The 22,915-nt window shown below is 43.2% G+C and carries 18 protein-coding genes; 4 read left to right on the plus strand and 14 right to left on the minus strand.

All coding sequences use genetic code 11. The features are described from left to right. Window positions 1–294 precede the first annotated feature (294 nt). The 4 genes from fusA to JMX13_RS12390 all read right to left on the minus strand — a co-directional run bounded on the left by fusA (window position 295) and on the right by JMX13_RS12390 (window position 5,675). Complete coding sequence (fusA, locus tag JMX13_RS12375; RefSeq protein WP_201546488.1) at window positions 295–2,421, minus strand: elongation factor G; 2,127 nt, start codon at window positions 2,419–2,421, stop codon at window positions 295–297. A 414-nt stretch (window positions 2,422–2,835) separates the two neighbouring features. Continuing rightward, window positions 2,836–3,309, minus strand: coding sequence for a 30S ribosomal protein S7 (gene rpsG / locus JMX13_RS12380; RefSeq protein ID WP_183621326.1), 474 nt, complete (start codon window positions 3,307–3,309; stop codon window positions 2,836–2,838). A 209-nt stretch (window positions 3,310–3,518) separates the two neighbouring features. After that, window positions 3,519–3,893 (minus strand): 30S ribosomal protein S12, encoded by a 375-nt coding sequence (rpsL, locus tag JMX13_RS12385; RefSeq protein WP_011281154.1) that lies wholly within the window; start codon window positions 3,891–3,893, stop codon window positions 3,519–3,521. 534 nt (window positions 3,894–4,427) lie between these two features. Continuing rightward, window positions 4,428–5,675, minus strand: coding sequence for an EcsC family protein (locus tag JMX13_RS12390; RefSeq protein ID WP_201612999.1), 1,248 nt, complete (start codon window positions 5,673–5,675; stop codon window positions 4,428–4,430). Window positions 5,676–6,287: 612 nt separating this feature from the next. Here JMX13_RS12390 and JMX13_RS12395 point away from each other — a divergent pair. Then, entirely contained in the window at window positions 6,288–7,523 is a 1,236-nt protein-coding gene (locus JMX13_RS12395) for a beta-ketoacyl-ACP synthase II (protein ID WP_201613001.1), read from the plus strand. 2 nt (window positions 7,524–7,525) lie between these two features. Beyond that, window positions 7,526–9,232 (plus strand): anthranilate synthase component I family protein, encoded by a 1,707-nt coding sequence (locus tag JMX13_RS12400; protein WP_201613004.1) that lies wholly within the window; start codon window positions 7,526–7,528, stop codon window positions 9,230–9,232. A 134-nt stretch (window positions 9,233–9,366) separates the two neighbouring features. On the opposite strand, the gene hisC is transcribed toward JMX13_RS12400, so the two are convergent. The 8 genes from hisC to JMX13_RS12440 all read right to left on the minus strand — a co-directional run bounded on the left by hisC (window position 9,367) and on the right by JMX13_RS12440 (window position 17,756). After that, window positions 9,367–10,500: a histidinol-phosphate transaminase gene (gene hisC / locus JMX13_RS12405; RefSeq protein WP_201613006.1), complete on the minus strand. Its 1,134-nt coding sequence runs from the start codon at window positions 10,498–10,500 to the stop codon at window positions 9,367–9,369. A gap of 110 nt (window positions 10,501–10,610) precedes the next feature. After that, entirely contained in the window at window positions 10,611–11,915 is a 1,305-nt protein-coding gene (gene hisD, locus JMX13_RS12410; protein WP_201613008.1) for a histidinol dehydrogenase, read from the minus strand. Between the two features lie 297 nt (window positions 11,916–12,212). After that, window positions 12,213–12,908, minus strand: a complete 696-nt coding sequence (gene hisG / locus JMX13_RS12415; protein ID WP_201613010.1) for an ATP phosphoribosyltransferase — start codon at window positions 12,906–12,908, stop codon at window positions 12,213–12,215. A gap of 100 nt (window positions 12,909–13,008) precedes the next feature. After that, on the minus strand, window positions 13,009–14,277 hold the full coding sequence (gene murA / locus JMX13_RS12420) for a UDP-N-acetylglucosamine 1-carboxyvinyltransferase (protein ID WP_201565732.1): 1,269 nt from the start codon (window positions 14,275–14,277) through the stop codon (window positions 13,009–13,011). Between the two features lie 106 nt (window positions 14,278–14,383). Beyond that, window positions 14,384–14,635, minus strand: a complete 252-nt coding sequence (locus tag JMX13_RS12425; protein WP_320157917.1) for a BolA family protein — start codon at window positions 14,633–14,635, stop codon at window positions 14,384–14,386. 196 nt (window positions 14,636–14,831) lie between these two features. Beyond that, the gene (locus JMX13_RS12430) at window positions 14,832–15,800 is read right to left on the minus strand and encodes an alpha/beta hydrolase (protein ID WP_201613012.1); all 969 of its coding nucleotides are present in this window, start codon (window positions 15,798–15,800) and stop codon (window positions 14,832–14,834) included. 376 nt (window positions 15,801–16,176) lie between these two features. Next, window positions 16,177–17,013, minus strand: a complete 837-nt coding sequence (locus JMX13_RS12435; RefSeq protein WP_201613014.1) for a BON domain-containing protein — start codon at window positions 17,011–17,013, stop codon at window positions 16,177–16,179. Between the two features lie 278 nt (window positions 17,014–17,291). After that, window positions 17,292–17,756: a YraN family protein gene (locus tag JMX13_RS12440; RefSeq protein WP_201613016.1), complete on the minus strand. Its 465-nt coding sequence runs from the start codon at window positions 17,754–17,756 to the stop codon at window positions 17,292–17,294. Window positions 17,757–17,931: 175 nt separating this feature from the next. Between JMX13_RS12440 and rsmI the strand changes: the two genes are divergently transcribed. Continuing rightward, entirely contained in the window at window positions 17,932–18,891 is a 960-nt protein-coding gene (gene rsmI / locus JMX13_RS12445) for a 16S rRNA (cytidine(1402)-2'-O)-methyltransferase (RefSeq protein ID WP_201613018.1), read from the plus strand. A 103-nt stretch (window positions 18,892–18,994) separates the two neighbouring features. Then, entirely contained in the window at window positions 18,995–20,014 is a 1,020-nt protein-coding gene (locus tag JMX13_RS12450) for an adenosine kinase (RefSeq protein ID WP_201613020.1), read from the plus strand. Between the two features lie 107 nt (window positions 20,015–20,121). Here the strand turns inward: JMX13_RS12450 and JMX13_RS12455 are convergent, their stop codons facing one another. Next, complete coding sequence (locus JMX13_RS12455; protein WP_201613022.1) at window positions 20,122–21,426, minus strand: O-acetylhomoserine aminocarboxypropyltransferase/cysteine synthase family protein; 1,305 nt, start codon at window positions 21,424–21,426, stop codon at window positions 20,122–20,124. A 228-nt stretch (window positions 21,427–21,654) separates the two neighbouring features. Continuing rightward, the gene (gene nfuA, locus JMX13_RS12460; protein ID WP_201613024.1) at window positions 21,655–22,338 is read right to left on the minus strand and encodes a Fe-S biogenesis protein NfuA; all 684 of its coding nucleotides are present in this window, start codon (window positions 22,336–22,338) and stop codon (window positions 21,655–21,657) included. Window positions 22,339–22,915: the final 577 nt, after the last annotated feature.

Genomic DNA, 22,915 nt, shown 5'->3' on the forward strand with positions numbered 1-22,915 from the left:
GTCCGATGGTACCGACGTTGACGTGTGGCTTGCTGCGTTCAAACTTGGCCTTTGCCATGGGTATTTCCTCTTTTTTTTGGGGTCAGTGCTTAACTGATATAAGTACGATAGTTTACGTACTAGGGTTAAAGCATTACTGGCCACATTAAAATAGTTGTTAAAAGGGTGCACATACTAATGTGCAGATATTATAAGAAAATCGCGGCCAATAACAAGTCTTTTAACCAATTATTGGCGCATTCTCTACTGACAATACAAAGATATGCCCTATATTGTCATTTTAATAAGATTTATTTACTCGTCTTCATCTTTATTGTTGAATTTAGAGATGATAGATTCTGAAACTGATTTTGGAATTTCAGCGTACTTTTGGAATTCCATTGAATACGTTGCACGGCCCTGTGACATTGAGCGCATTTGTGTGGCATAGCCAAACATTTCCGCTAATGGTACTTCAGCACGAATCTGCTTAGTTCCGCCAGGTAAGTCTTCCATACCTTGAACCATACCACGACGACGGTTAAGATCGCCCATGATATCGCCCATGTAATCTTCAGGTGTTTCAACTTCTACTTTCATTACTGGCTCAAGTAGGGTTGGGTTAGCCGCCATGAAGCCTTTACGGAAAGCGATAGAACCAGCCATTTTAAATGATAACTCATCCGAGTCAACATCATGGTAAGAACCATCATACAAGGTCGCTTTTACGCCAACGATTGGGTAACCAGCAAGTACGCCGTTTTTCATGCGTTCTTGAATACCTTTATCAACCGCACCGTGGAATTCTTTTGGTACCGTACCACCAACAACTTCTTCAGCGAATTCATATAGAACGTCGCCCGCTGGGTCCATAGGCTCAAGACGTAACCAAACGTGACCGAATTTACCACGACCACCGGTTTGACGTACGAATTTGCCTTCTTGTTCAACAGTATTACGAATTGTTTCACGATAAGCAACCTGCGGCGCACCGATGTTTGCTTCAACGCCAAACTCACGCTTCATACGGTCAACAAGAATTTCCAAATGTAGCTCACCCATACCACTGATGATCGTCTGACCAGACTCTTCGTCAGTATGTACACGGAATGATGGATCTTCTTTTGCCAAACGACCCAAAGCGATAGACATTCTTTCTTGGTCAGCTTTGGTCTTAGGTTCAACTGCTAGGCTAATAACAGGATCTGGGAATTCCATACGCTCAAGCGTGATAACATTTTGCTCATCACATAGCGTATCGCCAGTAGTCACATCTTTCATGCCAACTAGCGCTGCGATATCACCCGTGCGGATTTCTTGTAGTTCTACCTGAGCATCTGCCATCATCTGTACGATACGGCCAACGCGCTCACGCTTCATTTTAACAGGGTTATAAACACTACTGCCTTGCGTTAAAACACCAGAATAGACACGAACGAAGGTTAAGTTACCGACGAACTTGTCGTTCATGATTTTAAACGCTAGTGCTGCGAACGGTGCTTCATCAGATGCTTCACGAGTGCCTTCGCTCTCGTCTTTGTCATCAAGAATACCTTTGATAGCAGGAACGTCCATTGGTGCTGGTAGATACTGGATAACCGCATCCAACATTTTTTGTACGCCTTTGTTTTTAAAGGCTGTACCACAAAGCAATGGAATGATTTTGTTATCAATTGTCAACTGACGAATCGCAGTGTTGATTTGCTCTACTGACAATTCACCATTCTCTAGATACAACTCCATCAGCTCTTCGGTCGCTTCAGCAGCGTTTTCTACTAGATACTCGCGAAATTCTTCCGCTTTTTCTTGTAATTCAGCTGGGATTTCGCGCTCTTCATATTCCATACCTTGAGACGCTTCGTCCCAATAGATGGCTTTCATAGTCACTAGATCAACCACGCCTTCGAAGTTGTCTTCTTTACCAATTGGGATAACCAATGGTACTGCATTGCCGCCTAGACGAGTTTTGATCTGTTCTACCACACGGTAGAAATCAGCACCAACACGATCCATTTTATTAATGAATGCTAAGCGTGGCACTTTATATTTATTTGCCTGACGCCATACGGTCTCAGACTGTGGCTGAACGCCGCCTACTGCACAGTAAACCATGCACGCGCCATCAAGTACACGCATAGAACGTTCTACTTCAATCGTGAAGTCAACGTGACCTGGGGTGTCAATGATGTTGATACGGTGTTCATCAAACTGCTTGGCCATACCTGACCAAAAACAAGTTGTCGCCGCAGAAGCAATAGTAATACCGCGCTCTTGTTCTTGCTCCATAAAGTCCATGGTAGCTGCGCCATCATGAACTTCACCAAGCTTGTGGCTAACACCGGTATAGAACAAAACACGCTCAGTAGTGGTCGTCTTACCAGCATCAATGTGCGCTGAGATACCAATATTGCGATAGCGCTTTAGGGGAGTTTTACGAGCCATAGTGTTTTCCTAAGGAAATTCGTGTATATATTAATGTGTTGTGTCTCTACCTCATACTCTCTATGACAAAGCCATTGGCTTCGTTATATTACTTACTGATTATTGGGCCAAATACGGACAAAAAAAGAGTAAATATAAGAATAGTGCGGCATCAAACTCAGGAAACTTTCTTTTTGAGCGTTGCAAGCATTGTAACTTTGCAGGCTTCTTAAAGTAGTATCCCTTTCAGAACAGCATCTTGACAGATGTCCGCCATCTAGGTTATTTAACGCTTTACTCATCTTACGATGGTAATTACTAAACAACCCAATGATGATGGCGACAATCAATAGAATAAATCAACAATACAAGGATTAACTGGCCGGAGCCGTTAATCCTAAGCGTCTAGGCTAGAATTAAAAAACTAATGCTAGCTTAGAAACGGTAGTGAGAGAATGCTTTGTTAGCATCTGCCATGCGGTGAACTTCGTCACGCTTTTTCATAGCATTACCTTTGCCGTCAGCAGCATCATTCAATTCGCCTGCAAGACGCAAAGCCATTGATTTTTCAGAACGCTTAGCAGCAGCTTCAGCTAACCAACGCATAGCCAAGGCAGTACGACGGGAGGGGCGTACTTCCATTGGTACTTGGTAGGTTGCACCACCAACACGGCGAGCTTTTACTTCGACCATTGGACGGACGTTTTCTAGAACTTCTTCAAAGAAAGCGACTGGGTCTTCGATCTTACGTTTTTCGCTAACTGTCTCAAGAGCACCGTATACGATACGCTCAGCAGTAGACTTTTTACCATGACTCATGACATGGTTGATAAATTTTGCAACAGTTTGGCTACCAAACTTAGGATCCGGTAGGATCTCACGGGTAGCAACGACGCGACGTCTTGGCATAATAATAATCCTTTTCTTCAGGAGTGTCTGACATTCACAAACTCGCACCAATTGATATTGGATGGCGTTATATCGAGTTGTCAGTCAGCCTTACTGCATGGCGCTATGTGATAAGCGTTAATGACTCATTTGGTCAAAAAATCACTCACATCAGACCCATGCACAGTTAATGGGTGATACAAAGAAATTCAGTTAATAACTGTTAGTTATTAAACTTTAGGCTTCTTAGCACCATATTTAGAACGACCTTGCTTACGGTCTTTAACGCCTGCGCAATCTAGTGCACCACGAACGGTGTGATAACGTACACCTGGTAGATCTTTTACACGACCACCACGGATAAGAACAACACTGTGCTCTTGTAGGTTATGACCTTCGCCGCCGATGTAGCTTGATACTTCATAGCCTGAAGTCAAACGTACACGACATACTTTACGCATGGCTGAGTTAGGTTTTTTAGGGGTAGTAGTATATACGCGAGTACATACACCACGGCGTTGTGGGCACGCTTCCAACGCAGGAACTTTTGACTTTTCCTTGATGGTTTTGCGACCTTTACGAATCAATTGGTTAGTTGTTGCCATGAGGCATCCTTCTCCCGTTTGGTAAAAAACAAAAAAATAGGGAAACGCACCATCCATCTGACTTTAACGACAGATTTTGGCACACCCATTTTTAGGACAGTGTATTATAAAGAGTTGTTGCTGCTATTTCAACCACTTATGAGTGATTGTACTTTACAACAATTGGTAGATATGCATTACGCCCACCACTATACCACTTTATCTGTTTTTAGTTAAAAACTCGCTAAAAATCAGCTTGCTAAATATGGTATCGAAAGTAGCGTCATACATCGTTCAGATAAGATATTTAGAGATAAACAAATAACAATTTATAAAAGCTAAATGGCGACACTATGTTATTTTTCAAGCTTATTTTTCAAATAGTACCTAATTTTCAAAGAGAAATAAGCGTAATGAAAAATAGCGTAATGAAAAAAAAGACAGTATCACCATCTCTTATATTAGATAAACAAGTTATTTAATATAAAATTAATAAAGAACAAATTAAAGAGCAATTAATACTTAACGCTAATAGCGTTAAGTATTAGAAGGTTTCTATTTACTCTGCTTGTCAGCAGCGTTATCGGTTTTGCTTGATGTTTTATCAGCTATCTTATCAGCATTACCCTTTTTCGGCTCTTGTTTGTCGCTCTTTTTTTCAGTTTCTTGAGCGTCCTCTTTAGCACTTTTTTTAACCGACTCTTTTTCTTTTTCTTTAGCATTAGCGGACTCTTTTTTGCTGTCAGCATCTTTGCTTGATTCTTTGTCAGTATTTTTCTCAGTATCTTGCTGCTTATCAGCGCTATCAGGCTTTTTATCAGCGCTAGCAGGTTTACTCACTTCGGCTTCACTACCGCTATCGTCGGTAATCGCACGGTTAGCAAGTTTGGCTTCTGGCGCAAAAGTCGCTTGCGCCACGCCAATCACTTCATCAATCAGCTGACTGTTATAACGCATACCGATAATTACAGCGGTCGCCGGTAAAAAGCGACGTATCCATGACAAATTGATTTGGTCTAAATCAATACCGACTTGACTGGCAATACTATCTACTTGCTCAGCATAAAAATTGACGCTTTTATTCTGCAAACCTAAGTTTTTCAGCTCATTATGCAGACCGCTACTTTGCGCGTTATCGAGTAAGCCTTTACCGATACCAAGACCCGCTAGTAAGGCTTGTTTTTCTTGCATCTTACTTAAATCCGCATTGGCAAGCAGCTCATAAGCCATTTTGACGCCTTGTTTACCCGTTAACGGCTTATTATAAACAGCACCCAACTGATAAACGGTACGCAATGACACCAATAACAACCACAAGGTATCAGCAAGTAAACCTGGCAAGCCAGCCAGACCTGTCAAACCACCTAATGTCGCCAAAGCACGGTTTTGATTGGCAATATCAGTGGCCAGTGCATAACGTTCTTCGTTATCTAAGCTGGCAATATTGGCAAAACGATGCTGATTTGGCAGATCAATCTGACTCCAATTGGCAGCAAGCTTAGCCACTTGGGCAAAAGCACCATCGACCGTTGATTCAAACAAACTGTTTGGCACTACTTTTTTGGCATATTTACCGTAAGTGGCGAAGCGCGTGCCCAATAGTTGCTGCGTTGCTTTTAACGTTTGCTCACGGAATAAATCTTGTTGATAATCTTCATCGCCTAGGTTTACCGCTTTAAATTGACGCGGTTTGCCGCTCTTAGCATTGACGCTATCAATCATCGCACCCATACGTTCTAAGTTGTTGCGGGTAAAAGAGCCAACGCTGCTAATGCCTTTATATAGAGTGCTACGCTTTGCCATCTTGATGTCCTTAATATGATGAGTGTTTGTTATTAATATTATTTATAGATACTTTTTAAACAGATACTTCTTAAATTGAATGCCATTCTAGCGAACGCTGATGATAGCTGTCAGTGCCAACAATGTTATCGCCAGCGCCAGTTTTGTATCTAAAAGTATCCCTTATCTATGGCTGCCAAGGACTTTAGTATATAACTAAATGCGCTGTAGCTGAAATGAGTTTATGCTATTTATAATCTCACCTTTTAGCCTCATAATCATGAGGCGCACACCGTACTATTCCTACGAGAATACTGACTGTTTATTTTTAATAATAAGCGTGGTTTTGTCGTTATTTTACACTTACGCCAAGATTTTAAACCCTTGATACGTTATCATAGGCCATAATTCAAAGTACAGTTGTACTTTTATTTATAGAGCAGTATTTATAAAGAATAGTGTTTTATTCTAATCATTATAATGACTGTCAAATAAGCATTTAGCGTCCAAAACCTTATTTATTAATTTTATTAGCAACGATAAAGGGTTTGGATGTTAGATAATAGCAGTAAATATTTAAAAGCGATTGTTAAAGGTAATTATCAAAAAATCGTTACTCATAAGGAATAGTATATGCGCCGCGTTGTTATCACTGGAGCAGGGATAGTCTCTTGTATCGGACATGATTTGGCTACTGTCACCGATGCTCTTAAACAAGGGCGCTCAGGTATTACGTTCAATGAATCGTATGCTGAGCACGACTTTAAATCACACGTTAGCGGTAGTATTGATAAGTCAGAACTTGATACGTCGGGCATTGACCGTAAATTGAAGCGTTTTTTTAGTGACGCAAGCCTTTATGCTTATGTCAGCGCTTTAGACGCCATTGAGCAGTCGGGATTAACGCTTGAGACCATCAACAATAATCCGCGTGTGGGTGTGGTCGCAAGCTCAGGCGGCGCATCAACCGAAAATATCGTTAATGCCATCGATGCGATGCGCGAAAAAGGGCTGCGCGGTGTCGGTGCGATGGCGGTGCCAAAAACCATGGGCAGCTCGGTATCAGCGGCGCTGGCAACGGGTTTAAAAATCCAAGGTATCTCCTACTCGTTATCTTCTGCTTGCGCAACATCAACGCATTGTATCGGTCATGCTGCTGAGCTTATCCAACTTGGTAAAGCCGATGTGATACTTGCTGGCGGTAGTGAAGCGGAACATTGGACGCAGTCATGCATGTTTGATGCCATGGGTGCCGTTAGTACGCAGTATAATGACACGCCGACACTTGCCTCTAGAGCGTATGATAAAAACCGTGATGGTTTTGTGATTGCAGCAGGCGGCGCGATGGTCGTGGTTGAAAGTCTCGAGCACGCCCAAGCGCGCGGTGCCAATATCTTAGCTGAAATCGTCGGTTATGGCGCCAGCTCCGATGGCGCTGAAATGGTCGCCCCAAGTGGTGAAGGCGCTGTCCGCTGTATGCAACTCGCCCTCGATGAAGCAGGTTTAGCAAGCGTTGACTACATCAATAGCCACGGTACCAGTACGCCGCTAGGGGATGTGACTGAGCTTAAAGCCATTGCCAAAGTATTTGGTGATGATGTCAGTCAAGTACCTGCTATCAGCTCAACCAAGTCCATGACCGGTCATAGCTTGGGTGCAGTCGGCGCGCAAGAATTGATTTATTGCTTACTGATGCTACAAGACGGCTTTATTGCCCCAAGTATCAATATTACAGAATTAGACCCTGCTGCTGAAGGCTTTGATATTGTCACTGAAAAGCGTGATGTTGAGCTTGAAACGCTTATGAGCAATAGCTTTGGCTTTGGCGGTACTAATGCTACCTTAATTATTAAAAAGTTTGACGCCTAACTATGCTCGTAGCACCGCATCTTAGAACTGAGCAGACAGCATCTGCCCCATCGCCAGCTACTCAACCTAGCTGGCGTTTTGGTGACCTGTCTGCTGCAGAGTTACTGCCAAAACTAAAGCGTCATCTGTATGGACAAAATCCTAACGCAAACTGGCAATTGGTTTGGCTGAATAACGATGGGCGACCTGTGATTGGTTTATTACCAAAAATCAGCTGGTCGGTTTATTATCTTTCTGATTCTAAATTGCCTAATCAGCAACCGAACATCTATAAAGTCATAAAAAATTGCCGTGATGGCTCACATAGTCATGCTAAAACCAATCAAGCGATTATTAGCAGTTATATGAGTTATAGCGACTGGCAAGAGGATTTGATTGCTTATAGTCAGGCTCATAACGCAGATAACACTTATGATAAGAATTCTCTGTCGATTGAAGATCATGATGAGCAGCCAAGTTATCATCATGGATTAATAGGCTTTATTGGTTATGATATCGCCGCTTATGAGCTTAGCCCAGCCGCTAAAATACAATTAGCAGCGCAGCCTTGTGCCGCCTTAGGGCATTATGATATTTATCTAACGCCAAATGCTGAGCAAACGAGCTGGCAGCTCACTATAAAAGACAGCGTCACTGATACTGATGACGAACAAAAAGGCGTACTGGTTAAAGCGCTTATCTCATATTTAGATATAATGGATAAGGAATTATCTAACGAATCATTAGAAAAGTCAGTGCTCGAAGAATCATATAAAACAACGCCTTTATTATTAAATGCGCAATGGAGTAAGCGGGATTATCAGCAAGCCTTTGATAAAACGCAAAACTATCTGCAACAAGGTGACTGCTATCAAATCAATCTCACCCAACAATGGCAAGGCGTTTTTAATCAAAGCCTCACTGATAATGTCACACCGAAGCTTATTGATTATTTACCTGCCTTGCATCGTAATACCCATGCGCCGTTTGCAGGGTATTTAGCAGTCAATGATCTTACTAGTGAAATGAGGGTTGATACGCAAGACCATCAATTTGAATTATTAAGCTGCTCGCCTGAGTTATTTTTTACCTTTAATAAAGACGATAACACTGGCAAGCACCATATACGCACCAAACCTATTAAAGGTACGATGCCGCGTGGGTTAAATACTGAACAAGATAATGCTTATAAACAGCAGCTTATTGATAGCGAAAAAGACCGTGCCGAAAACGTCATGATTGTCGATTTGCTACGTAATGATTTGGGCAAATATGCCAAGATTGGCAGCGTCAAAGTGCCGCAATTATTTGCGATTGAAAGCTTTAGCAATGTGCATCATATGGTCAGCACCATCACCGCTGAGCTAAAGACAGATACCCACCCGCTTGCCGTATTGTTTGGCAGTTTGCCCGCCGGTTCCATTACAGGTACGCCAAAAAAACGCGCCGTTGAAATCATCTCGGAGTTAGAAGGTGCGCCGCGCGGTGCTTATTGTGGCACATTAGGTTATATGAACTTCGATGGTAGCGGGCAATGGAATGTATTGATACGTACTTTACAAGCAAATACCTTATCAAATCATAAGCTAGGAAAAAAAGAAAGACATGTTAGCTTATGGGCAGGCGGTGGCATTACCGTTGCGTCTGACTGCAATGCTGAATATCAAGAATGCCTTGATAAAGTCGGTAACCTTTTAGGTGTTTTAACTCAAGACAATAGTGATAAATAAACTTCAGCTTTATTTAAAAGATGAAGAAAAAACCAATAAAACAGCCTGCTCAACATGACGTTAGCAGGCTTTTTTACTTATATAACTTTGCGATTCGGCTTTAGATTATTAAAGCATAAATCACAAACATCTTATCAATCCGCAACGCTTTCAGCTTGTGTGTGCAAGGCTTTTAAGGCATCAATTAAACGCGCATTCTGTGCTGCTGTACCAACGGTAATGCGTAAATACTCATTGATACGCGGTTTATCAAAATGACGCACAATGATACCCTGCTCGCGTAACGTACTAGCTACCGCACTTGCGTCACCGTCTTTTGGGCGGGCAAATACAAAATTGGCGTGCGATGGCAATACATCATAATCGAGCGCCGTCAGCTCGGCGGTGAGTGCTTGCCGTAAGTCAATGACTTGTTGGCAAGTCTGAGTAAAATACTCAACATCCAAAACACTGGCGGTGGCTCCCGCTTGGGCTAATTTATCGAGTGGATAGCTGTTAAAGCTATTTTTCATACGCGTCAGTGCTTCGATTAATGAAGCATTACCAAACGCCATACCGACACGTAAACCTGCTAGCGAGCGTGATTTTGAAAAGGTTTGCGTCACGAGCACATTATCAAACTCATTAATCAGGCTAACCGCTGATACTTCTATATCCAACCCATTTTCTTGTGTCTGAGCAAAATCGATATAAGCTTCATCAATCACAATCACTGAATTTGAATGCTCACCAGCAAGCTTACGAATATCAGCGAGCGATAATAACAAACCGGTTGGCGCATTAGGATTGGCAATTATGATACCACTGCAAGGCTGGCGATAAGCATCAGGGCTGATACTAAAATCCGCGTCTAGGGCGATTTGCACCAGTTCAACACCAAAAGTTTGCGCATAAACAGGATAGAAGCTATAGCTAATATCAGGCGCTAAAACAGGGCGCTCTTTTAAGAAAAAGCTGGCAAATACCAATGCTAATACTTCATCTGAGCCATTACCGACAAAGACTTGATTGATATCAAGGTTATATAATTGTGCCAATGCGGCGCGCAAATCATCAGATTCAGGCGCAGGATATAAACGCAGCTCATCCGCTTGCTGCTGTAACACTTTTGCGATTGCCTCGCCGACTTTTGGTGACGGCGGAAATGGATTTTCATTGGTATTTAATTTGCACAAATTTTCATGCTGAGGCTGCTCGCCAGGGACGTAAGGTGACAGATTACGCGCTTTAGATGACCAAAGTCTGGTGTCTATCTTTAACTCACTCATAAGTTATCCTACTAATTAGCCACATAAATTATTAAACGTAAATTATTAAAATCGAATTATTAAAGTTGAGTTATCCAACTATCTTATTAACTATCTTATTAACTATCTTATTAACTATCTTCCTGATAACGATAGCGGGCTGAACGCGCATGGGCTTCTAATTCCTCACGCTGCGCTAAAATATCTGCCGTCTTAGCCAGCGGCTTACTACCCGCTTCAGTACAATAAATAATCGATGATTTCTTTTGGAAGTCATAAACACCGAGCGGTGAAGAAAAGCGCGCGGTGCCCGAAGTTGGCAATACATGATTGGGACCGGCACAGTAATCGCCAATCGCTTCAGGCGTATGACGTCCCATAAAGATAGCGCCAGCGTGACGAATATCATCAAGCAGCGCATCAGGGTTATCAACAGACAATTCTAAATGCTCAGGGGCAACGCGATTAATCACCGCCATACCTTCCGCACGGTCTTTGACCAAAATAAGCGCGCCACGATTTTTTAGCGAATCGCGGGCGATATCAGCTTTTGGCAATTCTGCCAAGGCTTTTTCAATTTCCGCCGCTACTTCTGCAAGCTGCTGTTCATTTGTCGTGACAAAGATAGCTTGGGCGATACGGTCATGTTCCGCTTGTGATAATAAATCCATCGCCAACCAATCAGCGCGATCTTGCGCCTCGCCTTCTGCATAGACCAATACTTCAGAGGGACCGGCGATCATATCAATCCCCACTTGACCAAATACCGCACGCTTAGCTGCGGCGACATATTTGTTACCAGGACCCGTGATTTTATCCACGGCTGGTATCGTTTCGGTACCGTATGCCAAGGCAGCAACGGCTTGTGCACCGCCAATGGTAAAGACACGGTCAACTTGTGCCAAATGCGCCGCTGCTAAGACCAACGGATTAAGCACGCCCTTCGGTGCTGGCACCACCATGATTACCTCGGCAACGCCAGCTACTTTGGCAGGAATCGCATTCATCAATACGGAAGACGGATAAGATGCCAAACCGCCGGGTACATAAATGCCAACACGATCAAGCGGCGTGACCTTTTGACCTAAGCGATTGCCAAGCTCATCTTCATATTGCCAAGTCTCTTGTACTTGGCGCTCATGGAATGTCTGTACCCGTGTCGCTGCCGTCATCAAAGCCGTTTTGACGGCATCATCAAGATTGGCAAACGCTTCAGCAAGTGCTTCCTTAGACAGCTCTAAGGATTGCATTGTTGTCGCAGGATGCTGATCAAACTCTTGGGTCAACGCCAGTACCACGCTATCGCCGCCATGACGTACTTTTGCAATGATATCGTCAACGGTTTTTAATAATTCAACATCGTTTACGGTTTCAAAAGCAAGCAGTTGGGTCAGTTGACTGTCAAAATCAGCATCTTGAGTACTTAGTTGGCGCATAACTTAATCCTATAGTTGAGCATAAAATACGGCTATAAAGAATAGAGTAAATAAAAGAGCAAATGAAAAAATGAGCAAATAAGAAAAGGATTGTGTGTTTGCTTATTTATGATTATTTCACTCAGATTATACTGAGCTTTTACTTTCTGGCAAGCAAATACAATAAAACCAGTTTAGCACGCTATATCTATCCTAGAGCGCCAAACTGGTTTAAAATTTTGTATAGTCATGCTTGATATTATCAATGATTGCTAGTGCTTAATAAGAGTACTTTTTAAATACTGAATAAATGCTCATTTAAGAAGCGCTGGCAATACTGTCTTTAAAGCTATCTAAAATTGGCTCAAGCAGGACAAATTTACGCTTGTAGCTGACTTGATTGACAATAAGGCGTGACGACACATCACAAATATGGTCGCGCGCTTCAAGTCCATTGGCGCGCAGCGTATTGCCAGTATCGACGACGTCAACAATCAAATCGCCCAAACCGACCAATGGCGCCAGCTCCATCGAACCATAAAGCTTAATCACATCGACTTGCTGACCTTGACTGGCAAAATAAGCGCGGGCAACATTGACGTATTTAGTGGCAATACGCAGACGACGATTTGGCAATGGCGCACCTTTAACACCCGCCGTCATCAGCTTACACTGGGCAATCTGCAAATCTAACAACTCATAAACGTGATTGGCACCATGCTCAAGCAACACATCTTTACCCGCCACGCCGAAATCAGCAGCGCCGTGTTCAACATAGGTTGGCACGTCACTAGCGCGCAAAATTAAGACGCGGACATTTGGGTTTGAGGTTGGGAAAATAAGCTTGCGTGACGCTTCAGGGTCTTCTAATAATTCAACGCCAGCAGCACGTAACAATGGCATCGTCTCTTTTAAAATACGACCCTTTGATAGCGCCAGTGTCAAACCTGAAAACTCATCATTTACTTCGTTTAATAAGCCGTCAGTTGGAAGGCTATTGCTTGCTTCAGTCATAATGACTCGTGTCCGTGTACAGTTAGTTGCCTTACTTAACAGGCATTATTAATTTCGTTAAATAAAGGGTGATACCAATACTAACGACTAATTAACTAGCCTAGTCGTTGGTATTAATGCGCTCAATATTAACCCCAAGTGCGCGTAGTTTTTCTTCGACATGCTCATAACCACGATCAATATGGTAAATGCGGTCAATCAAGCTCTCACCTTCAGCAGCAGCAGCAGCCATTACCAATGACATCGACGCCCGTAAATCCGTTGCCATGACAGGAGCAGCAGTGAAGCATTCAACCCCTGTGACGACAGCCGCATGACCGTCTACTTGGATAGACGCGCCCAATCGGTTAAGCTCAGGCACGTGCATATAGCGATTTTCAAAGATATTTTCGATAAAAGTACTGGTGCCATCGGCAAGACAAGCAATCGCCATTACTTGCGCTTGCATATCGGTTGGGAAGCCTGGATGCGGCTGGGTACGTATATTAACCGGTAATGGGCGACCTTTCATTTGTGCACGAATCCAATCATCACCGGTGGTAATAATCGCCCCCATATCTTCAAATTTTTCTAACACTGGCGTTAATAAAAGTGCCGAGGTGTTTTTGGCCAATACATCACCGCGTGTCATCAAAGCGCCAGCAAGATAAGAACCTGTTTCGATGCGATCTGCTACCACCGAATACTCACAGCCATGCAAGCGCTCAACGCCTTCGATGGTCATGGTTGCAGTACCAATACCGCTGATTTTAGCACCCATCGCTACCAGCATATTGGCCAAATCGACCACTTCTGGCTCAAGCGCGCAGTTGCCGAGCACTGTCGTACCTTTGGCCAATGCGGCTGCCATAATAACGTTTTCAGTACCGCCAACCGTTATCATATCAAAAGAGAAGTTACAGCCGATAAGCTTGCCGCCTTTTGGCGCTTGCGCTTTAACATAACCATTCTCAACGCTAATCTCAGCACCCATCGCTTCAAAGGCTTTTAGATGCTGGTCAACAGGACGTGAGCCGATAGCGCAGCCGCCCGGTAATGACACTTCGGCTTCACCGAAACGTGCCAGCAAAGGGCCTAAAACTAAAATCGAGGCGCGCATGGTTTTTACCAAATCATACGGCGCATAGAAATTATCGATATTCTTGGTATCGCAGGTGACAGTATCGCCCTGCTTTTGAATATCAATGCCCATGCCACCGATCAATTCAATCAAGGTGCGCACATCTTGTAGCGATGGCACGTTATGCAATGTCGTTGGGGTCTCGGCCAAAATCATAGCGGCAAGTAAAGGCAAAGCGGCATTTTTGGCGCCTGAGATCGTGACTTCCCCTGCGATACGACTGCTACCGGTGATTAAAAATTGATCCATAAGGTGACAACCTAGCGATAAGTATAAAAATGATGAGAAACCGGAAATGATAAAACCAGCAATACAAATTGCCGGTACGATCCATTCCGGTCATAAATAAAAAGTGTTAGCCTTGAGATTGAACGTCCCATTCGGCTGGGGTTAAGGCTTGAATATTAAGCGCATGAATATCACCGCTCGCAATCTTATCATTTACTAAGGCGTAAACTGACTGCTGGCGTTGCACCGCGCGCTTGCCTTCAAAACTGGCATCAACCACCCGTACATCAAACTTGGTTCCTTGATTGGCAGCTTGAATAAAAGCATCTGGGAAGTGAGTTTGTAAAAATGCAATCAAATCGTCAGCGTTCATGCTCATAAAATATTCTGCCTTAAAGTTTAAATAGGGTATAGGGTTAAAGTGACGTCATTATAACAAGAGTTTGACCATCTTACAGTACTGTCTTGCGCAACTGCGCTTAACTATTCATCATAGCTTTAGGCTTACTATAATCAATGAACAATTATTATGTGTGATGCTTATTATGTTCGGTGCTTGGTATTTTTGACATTCACTACTTAAGCGTTTTATCCAAATAGCTGAGCACTTGCGTACGCACATCATTAACCCAGCGTAAAGGCGGTGCCATCGCACCGATACTGGTGGCATGACTGGCGCCTGCGATTTCGCCAGTTTCCACTTTAACGCCTGCCGCTTTTAATGCCTGTGTCATTTTGATGGTATTGGTCACATGGACGACCTTGTCTTTTTCGGCAGTCAATAATAAATAGGGTGGCTGCGCGCCTTTGATTTGGCGGTCTGGCATCACCGTCTCTGGCGTCGCACTTGCCCCAAAGGCAGTTCTACTACTGAATTTACTAAAGTCATAGCTATAAGGACCTGCGATACCAATCACGGTAGCAATATCTTTTGGTTTCACCCCATACGGCGCTAAAAAATCTTCATTAGCGACGGCAGCGACCGCATTAAACGCGCCCGCAGAATGACCTATGACGGCCAAACGCTTGGGATCAGCATGCAGGCTTTCGGCATTTTTATAGCTCCAGGCGATGGCCTGCGCGGTATCTTCTACATAATCAGGATAAAGGTGCTCAGGCGCTTTACGATAATTAATGACCGCCGTGACATAACCTGCTTTCGCCAAACTTTGACCAACAAAGGCGTATTCATCTTTACTGCCACTTTCCCATGAACCGCCATGGACAAACACCACCATCGGATAGCTGTCATGAATGGCAATATCATTAATCGTGCTATTCATGGCTTTTGCTAAAGGCTTGGGATAATAAATATCTAAATCTTGATTCGGCTCATCACCATACAAGATATTTTTACTGACGCCAACGCCACCATTTGAAGTAATACCATTCACGATAGCGAGCGCCGATAACGCTTGTGCCTGTTGGGTCGCGAGCGCAATACCGCCAACAGCCAATGCTGCCGTCACGCCGACACTGATACGTTTAGGCGTGCGATTCTTTATTGGCACAGGTTGTACTGTTTCTTTATTTAAATCCTTCATCGCCAGTATTCCTATTATTAGCTCGTCGTCGAGTAATACTTGATATAGTCAGTTCAATATAGAAAAGGTACGTTAAAAATAGCATGCTGCTGGGATAAAATTTTGCTTGCTTGCTGTGCGCTTCGCACTCCAGAGGCTTCGCAAAATTTATCCCAACAGCTCTGTATTCTTTTTAAGTTTAATCGACTATAGTTGGTTAAAACTAAATAGTAGAGTGAGGGCTTTATTTTTTGTTATTATTTTAATTGGGCCATCAACTTTACTTTTTACGTTTTATATCTTACTGGCTGACTCGGAATTTATCGTGCTTTTCCTGTTATGACTGTTTAGGTTTCTTGTGTTTTTCAGCAAAGAATGCATTCAGCAAAATAGCCAGTTAAGGATTTTGATAAAGGTCGATATAAGGACTCGATGACGGCTGATTGATGGGCGTACCATCTTCGTCGACGATAATCGGCGTAGCATTGATGGTTGGATCTACCGCGACCGGAGTTGTGACTTCAGGCATTGCCCTACTATTAACCGCTGGACCTCTGGTAGGATTGGCTAAATTATCTTCATACATAATATCGTCATCGCCCAGCTTTACCCCTCTATCATCAACGACGGTGGTCAGCAGCACCAACTCTGTGATGCCGACGGTATTATTGGCAATATCAATCAGGTGGCTTTGCTGCGTCGGTGTCATACGGCCCATAATATAAACCACACCATCATTGGTGACCGCTTTAATCTGTGAGGCTTTCACGCCATTACTAGAGGCTACTTTTGCCAGTAATTTAGAGCTAATATAACCATCGTGGACGGTTGAGCTATAGCCCCTTGAGGCGCTAACATTAAGCTCATTGTAGACATGACGGACGTCTGGCATAGAACCAACGACTTTTTCTATTTCTGCTTTAACGGCTTCCGTTGGCACCTCGCCTGTGAGCAGCACTTCACTATTAAAACTATCAATACTCATGCGGCTAATTTGCTGTAAATTTTCTTGCAGACCATAGACGTTAATCTTGACAGTGTGCTCAATACTACGATCGAGAAGACGCTGCGGAATGGTGCGCTCTGTCATCGGTACGCCATACGTTCCTTCTGTGCTATTGGTCAAATAATTGGTAGTACAACCTGTGACGACGATATTCGTCAATAGCATAACACCAATAGCCTTACGGCATGATGAACCCAAAATAGCAGTGCGCAAATGCATTCGTGTCATGATTTACCTCTTAGAACATAATGTAGTGATTAACTAATGATTAAAAGTGTCACGCTTGATAATAACAATGATTAATTATGCCGGTAGTTAATAATGGTAATAATAAGAATATGATTAAATTAACTATTTGTAATGCCGCTACTTTACTGAATATTTACCTGAGGCGCTTAGGCTTTTGGCAACGATAGCTTGATGTGCTTATTTATTTTTTAACTGAGTTATCGGGCTTAACGTTCAAATCCACTTAATTTTAAAAACATTAAATCTAAATAAATCTATTACCAAGCTGAGGCAATAAAAGCGCCCTGTAACCATTCTGGCTGAATATTTTCTGGCAGTATTTCTTTAATGTCATTGGTCTTATTTTTATTGGCATTAGTATTGGTATTGGTATCATAGGCAATCACATCAAACCGACACTCATACTCATTATATTCAGGATGCTGCTGCAAAAAATAGCGCGCCGCTTTGATAATTTTATGTTGCTTATTTTTTGTCACGCTAAGCGCCGCATCACCAAATCCTGAATGTTGCCGCTGCCGCACTTCAATAAAGACCAGTGTCGACCACGCCTGCCCTTTTTCGATCATGATTAAGTCAAGCTCACCAACTTTTGGCTGCTGCCAATTTTGAGTAATCAATAGTAAACCTCGCGCTTGTAAAAAATCACACGCTTGCTGCTCAAAACGGCTACCTTGACGCTGTGTCGGTGAAGTCAGGGTTAAAGGTTTGTCATTTGCCATCACGTCCCTTTACTATCATTTCTCTTTATTATCATATCTATGGTTCAGCTGAACATTTGAGAATTATCATAGCACATCATGCTAAACTAACCACTTTCGCGTTTTAATAATCGCTTTTAATATTCGTTTTTAATGCTCTTTCTTAACGCTCAATACTTAATACTCAGAGGTTTTCATGTCTAGCCCTACCGCGATGCCAGCTTGTCTTTATATCGTTGCCACGCCGATTGGTAATTTAAGCGACATGACGCCGCACGCAATCGATATCCTCAAGCAAGTTGCTATCATTGCCTGTGAAGACACGCGCACCTCAGGCAAACTTTTATCACATTTTGGCATTAACACCAAAGGCAATAAGGATGAAGATACCGAAGAAGTAACGGCATGCGATAATAAAAATGCTGCCGAAAACGAGTCTGATAGCGCTGCTAAACAAAAAGGTCATAATAAACTTTGGGCGTATCATGAACATAATAGTGCCATTCAAACCCCAAAAATCATTGAAATGATTCAGCAAGGTCATTCGGTTGCCCTGATTAGTGATGCTGGCACGCCGCTGATTAGTGACCCCGGTTACCAGTTGGTGCAAGCCGCTCATGCCGCTGGTGTTCGCGTCTCCCCTATTATTGGTGCCTCTGCTGCCATCGCCGCACTGTCTGTCGCAGGATTGCCCTCAGACCGCTTTAGCTTTATTGGTTTTTTACCAGCCAAAACCCACGGTCGCCAAAAACAACTGATGGTCCTCAACTCACGCACCGAAACCTTGATATTTTATGAAGCGCCGCATCGCATTATTGCTAGTTTAGAAGATATGGGGGCTATATTTGGTGCTGAGCGCGAAGTGACGTTTTGCCGTGAATTGACCAAAACGTTTGAAACCGTGCATAAAAGCACGCTTGGCGATTTGGTTGAGTTTGTCAAAGCCGATGACAATCAGCAACGCGGTGAAATCGTGGTGGTCGTCGCTGGGGTGAACGTAGCACAGGACGATGATGACATCAGTATCCACGATAAATTATTACAGCGCTTGTTAGAGGACTTATCGGTTAAAAAAGCCGCTGCCTTAGCTGCTGATATTACTGGCGTTAAAAAGAATGCGCTTTATCAGCGCCTACTTGAGCTGCAAGCAGAATAGTTTGTCGTTATAAAAAAATAAGCGAAGCATTGATAAATTAAGCATTGATAAATTAAATGCCAGTAAATTAAGCACTGATAAATTCATTGAGGAGAGATAGATAATGTACGATGTGATGGCGATAGGTAATGCTTTAGTTGACCACGAATATCTGCTGTCGGATGCAGCACTAGAAGAAACTGACCTGACCAAAGGCAATATGACGCTGGCAGGAATTGAAGAGCAGCAGCAGTTATTGGCGTATTTTAAGCTAGCAGAGATTGCGCCATCAAAACAAGCGGGCGGTGGCTCAGCGGCCAATGCAATGTATGCCTTTGCAAGTTTGGGCGGCAAACCTTTTTATGCCTGCCGCGTCGGCGATGACAAGCAAGGCGAGTTTTACCTAAAAGACTTGCACGAAGCGGGCGTTGCCACATCCCCTCAGTCGATTCATGCAGGCGGTGTAACTGGCTCATGCGTAGTAGCAGTGACCGAAGATGGTGAGCGTACTATGCAAACCTTCCTTGGTACCTCAAGCGACATTACCGCTGATAACGTCGACTTTGAAGCACTGACCCAAGCAGGTTGGTTGTATTTAGAAGGTTATTTGGCGATGTCTGAAGGGATTCAACCAGCGATGACCCAATTACGCCAACAAGCCGGTATTCATTGTGCGAAAATCGCCGTCAGCTTTGCTGATCCTGCGGTAGTGAAGTTTGCCAAAGATGGCCTGCTTAATATGCTTGGCAATAAAGTCGCGGTGATATTTTGTAATAGTGAAGAAGCAAAATTATTCACCGATAAAAAGCAGCATAAGGCAGCTGCGCGTGCCTTACTTGAGCATTGCCAAACGGCGGTCGTCACCGATGGTCCAAATGGTGCCATCATCGCTCATAAGCCAAATGACGAGTCAGAGATTGAGATTCATGAGATTCCTACGCCAGCTGTTGCCAATGTTATTGACACCAATGGTGCCGGTGATAACTATTCTGGCGCATTTTTATACGCTTTATCGCAGCATTATAGCTTGCCAGAATGTGGACGACTTGCCAGCGAAATAGCAGCGCAAGTGATTCAGCAGTTTGGTCCACGCCTAGCATCACAAGAGTATCAAGATATTTCGCGCCGCGTCTTAACCGTTTAAATGTCTTAGAAAAATCTTTCATCATAAATCGCTTATAAAAAAGCCCATATCATAGGATATGGGCTTTTTAGTATTCACTTATAAAACAGAAGAAAGTAATTGCTTAATTAAGCAGCGGTAAGGGCTTGCTCTAAATCAGCTTTGATATCTTCGATGTGCTCAATACCAATCGATAGACGGACCATATCAGTACTGACGCCGGCATTTTCTAGCTCTTGCTCATTAAGCTGACGATGGGTAGTGGTCGCTGGGTGACACGCCAACGATTTTGCATCACCGATATTGACCAAACGCGTAATCAGTTGCAAGGCATCAATAAATCGTGCGCCTGCTTCAAGTCCACCTTTCACCCCAAAAGTTAAAATCGCAGAAGGCGTCCCTTTCATGTATTTTTTGGCAAGTTCATGCTCAGGATGGTCTGATAAACCCGCATATTTTACCCAAGCAACTTTATCATGGTCGCGCAGATATTCTGCCACGGCTTGAGCGTTTTGAACATGACGCTCCATACGTAAACCCAGTGTCTGCAAGCCCTGTAAAATACTAAAGGCATTGAGTGGGCTGAGTGCGGCGCCCGTATTACGCAGCGGTGCCACGCGAGCACGAGCAATAAAGGCCGCTGCGCCAACGTCCTTGACAAAGTTTACGCCATGATAGCTTTCATCTGGTGTGTTTAATAGTGGGAAACGCTCAGGATAATCGCCCCAAGGGAAAGTTCCGCTATCAACAATCGCTCCACCAATAGAGGTGCCCGTACCGCTCATGTACTTAGTTAATGAATGAATGACGATATCAGCGCCAAACTCAAATGGACGGCAGATCGCAGGGGTCGCCACCGTACTATCAATCACCACGGGCACGCCATATTCATGAGCGATATCACTCAGCGCTTGGATATCAATGATGTTGCCTAATGGATTACCGATACTTTCCGCAAAGACCATCTTAGTTTTATCATCGATTAAATCTCGTATTGCTTCAGGGTTTTTATGATCAAAAAAGCGTACTTCGATACCTTGGCGCGGCAACGCGTGCGCAAATAAATTATAAGTGCCACCATACAATGTCGATACCGCAACGATATTATCGCCCGCTTCACAAATAGTTTGAATCGCATAAGTGATGGCAGCCATACCAGAAGCGACAGCCAACGCACCAATACCGCCTTCAAGTGCGGCAACGCGTTCTTCTAATACCGCATTGGTCGGGTTCATAATACGAGTATAAATATTGCCTGCAACCTTTAGGTCAAACAAATCTGCACCGTGCTGCGTATTGTCAAACGCATACGAGCTGGTATGATAAATAGGTACAGCGACCGCTTTGGTGGTTGGCTCGACACTATAACCGGCATGAATTGCCAAAGTCTCAAGACGTGGAGTATGCTGCTTAGCTGGTTGTCCGTCACTCATGTTGCGCTCCTATATATTTATTCGCTATCAAAAAATATGTGATGATTAAAAAAGCTATCGCTAAACGATAGGCATAAAAAAAAGCCGAGTTAATCATAACCCAACTTCTTTATGAAAAGAATAGCAAATTATTCATCTCTTAATGATAAATATTCATAAGCGACAAAACAATCCGTATCCTTATCAAGGTTATAACAAAGATTCAGCTTTTATTTATAAGCTTATTGCTTATTTATAATAAGCGTTTTCGGTACGGGTATGATCAGTCTCGTCAATCACTTGCGTCAGCTCTGGAATCTGCTGTTTTAGCTGCACTTCAACGCCTTGACGTAAGGTCATATCAACCGCTGAACAGCCTTGGCAACCACCACCAAATTTCAATACCGCAGTCAGACCAACGCCTTCTTCGTCAATTAATTCAAGCAATTGAACGTCGCCACCATGAGCGGCCAAGCTTGGGTTAATCTCAGACTGCAATACATAGTTGATACGCTCTTCAACACTGGCATCAGCGCCGACTTTTGGTACTTTCGAGTTTGGCGCACGGAAAGTCAGCTGCCCACCAAAACGGTCTTTATTATAATCAATCACCGCATCTTCAAGATAAGGTACGGACGCCGCTTCAATAAATGCCGAGAAGTTGTCATAGCTAAATTTTAAATCAGCGCTGTCTTCTTCACCTGGCTGATTATAAGCCATACAGCACTCTGCACGTGGCGTACCAGGATGTTCAACGAAAATACGCACGCCAATACCATCGGTATCTTGTTTCGATAGTAAGTCTGCCAAGTAACCTTGAGCCGCTTCAGTGATAGTGATATTGCTTTTGGCTTCCGTTTGCTCAGTATCTAACGCTGACTCGTAATCGGCAGCAGGTTTTACTTCAGTATCAGTTGGATTGTGTTCACTCATAATGCTTCCTATGTGTTATGACACAAGCGTTATATTTACCACGTCTACTGTGTCGTCAATGTTATGTGAGGTTGGGATAAATGAGATTGTCCATCATTTTGGCTTATCATTTTATTGCTTACGCCCCAATGACGGTTTCATCTATTGACCGTTATTGGCTCTATTATAGCGCACTTAAGGTATAATTCCGACTGCGCTAGTGCGCTTTAAATATTCTTAGTGAATAGTAATGATTCATATCGTTAATACTAATTAATAGAAATTATTGGTAGCCATTATTCATTTTGCTCGTGCCTACCCTACTTATATCTCAATCATCCATTACCCTTCACCGTCCATTCTATATTAAGACCATAAGCTAACTTATCAAGTTTACAGCGCTTATTTAATCACCGTCAGCGTTATGCCGTTTATTTGCGCTATCAGTGCACTTAGTGTTAGTACGCTTAGTATTGATGAGTTAAGTAAAAATAGTGTTAAAGCTTTCAAAACTATCATGTAATGAACGCATCAGTTCAATGCTAAAGCAGTAGAGACTCATAAGCACCTTGATTTAATATATTAATTTATATATTAT

Source organism: Psychrobacter immobilis, from assembly GCF_904846285.1.
In the GTDB taxonomy this organism is placed as follows: domain Bacteria; phylum Pseudomonadota; class Gammaproteobacteria; order Pseudomonadales; family Moraxellaceae; genus Psychrobacter; species Psychrobacter immobilis_D.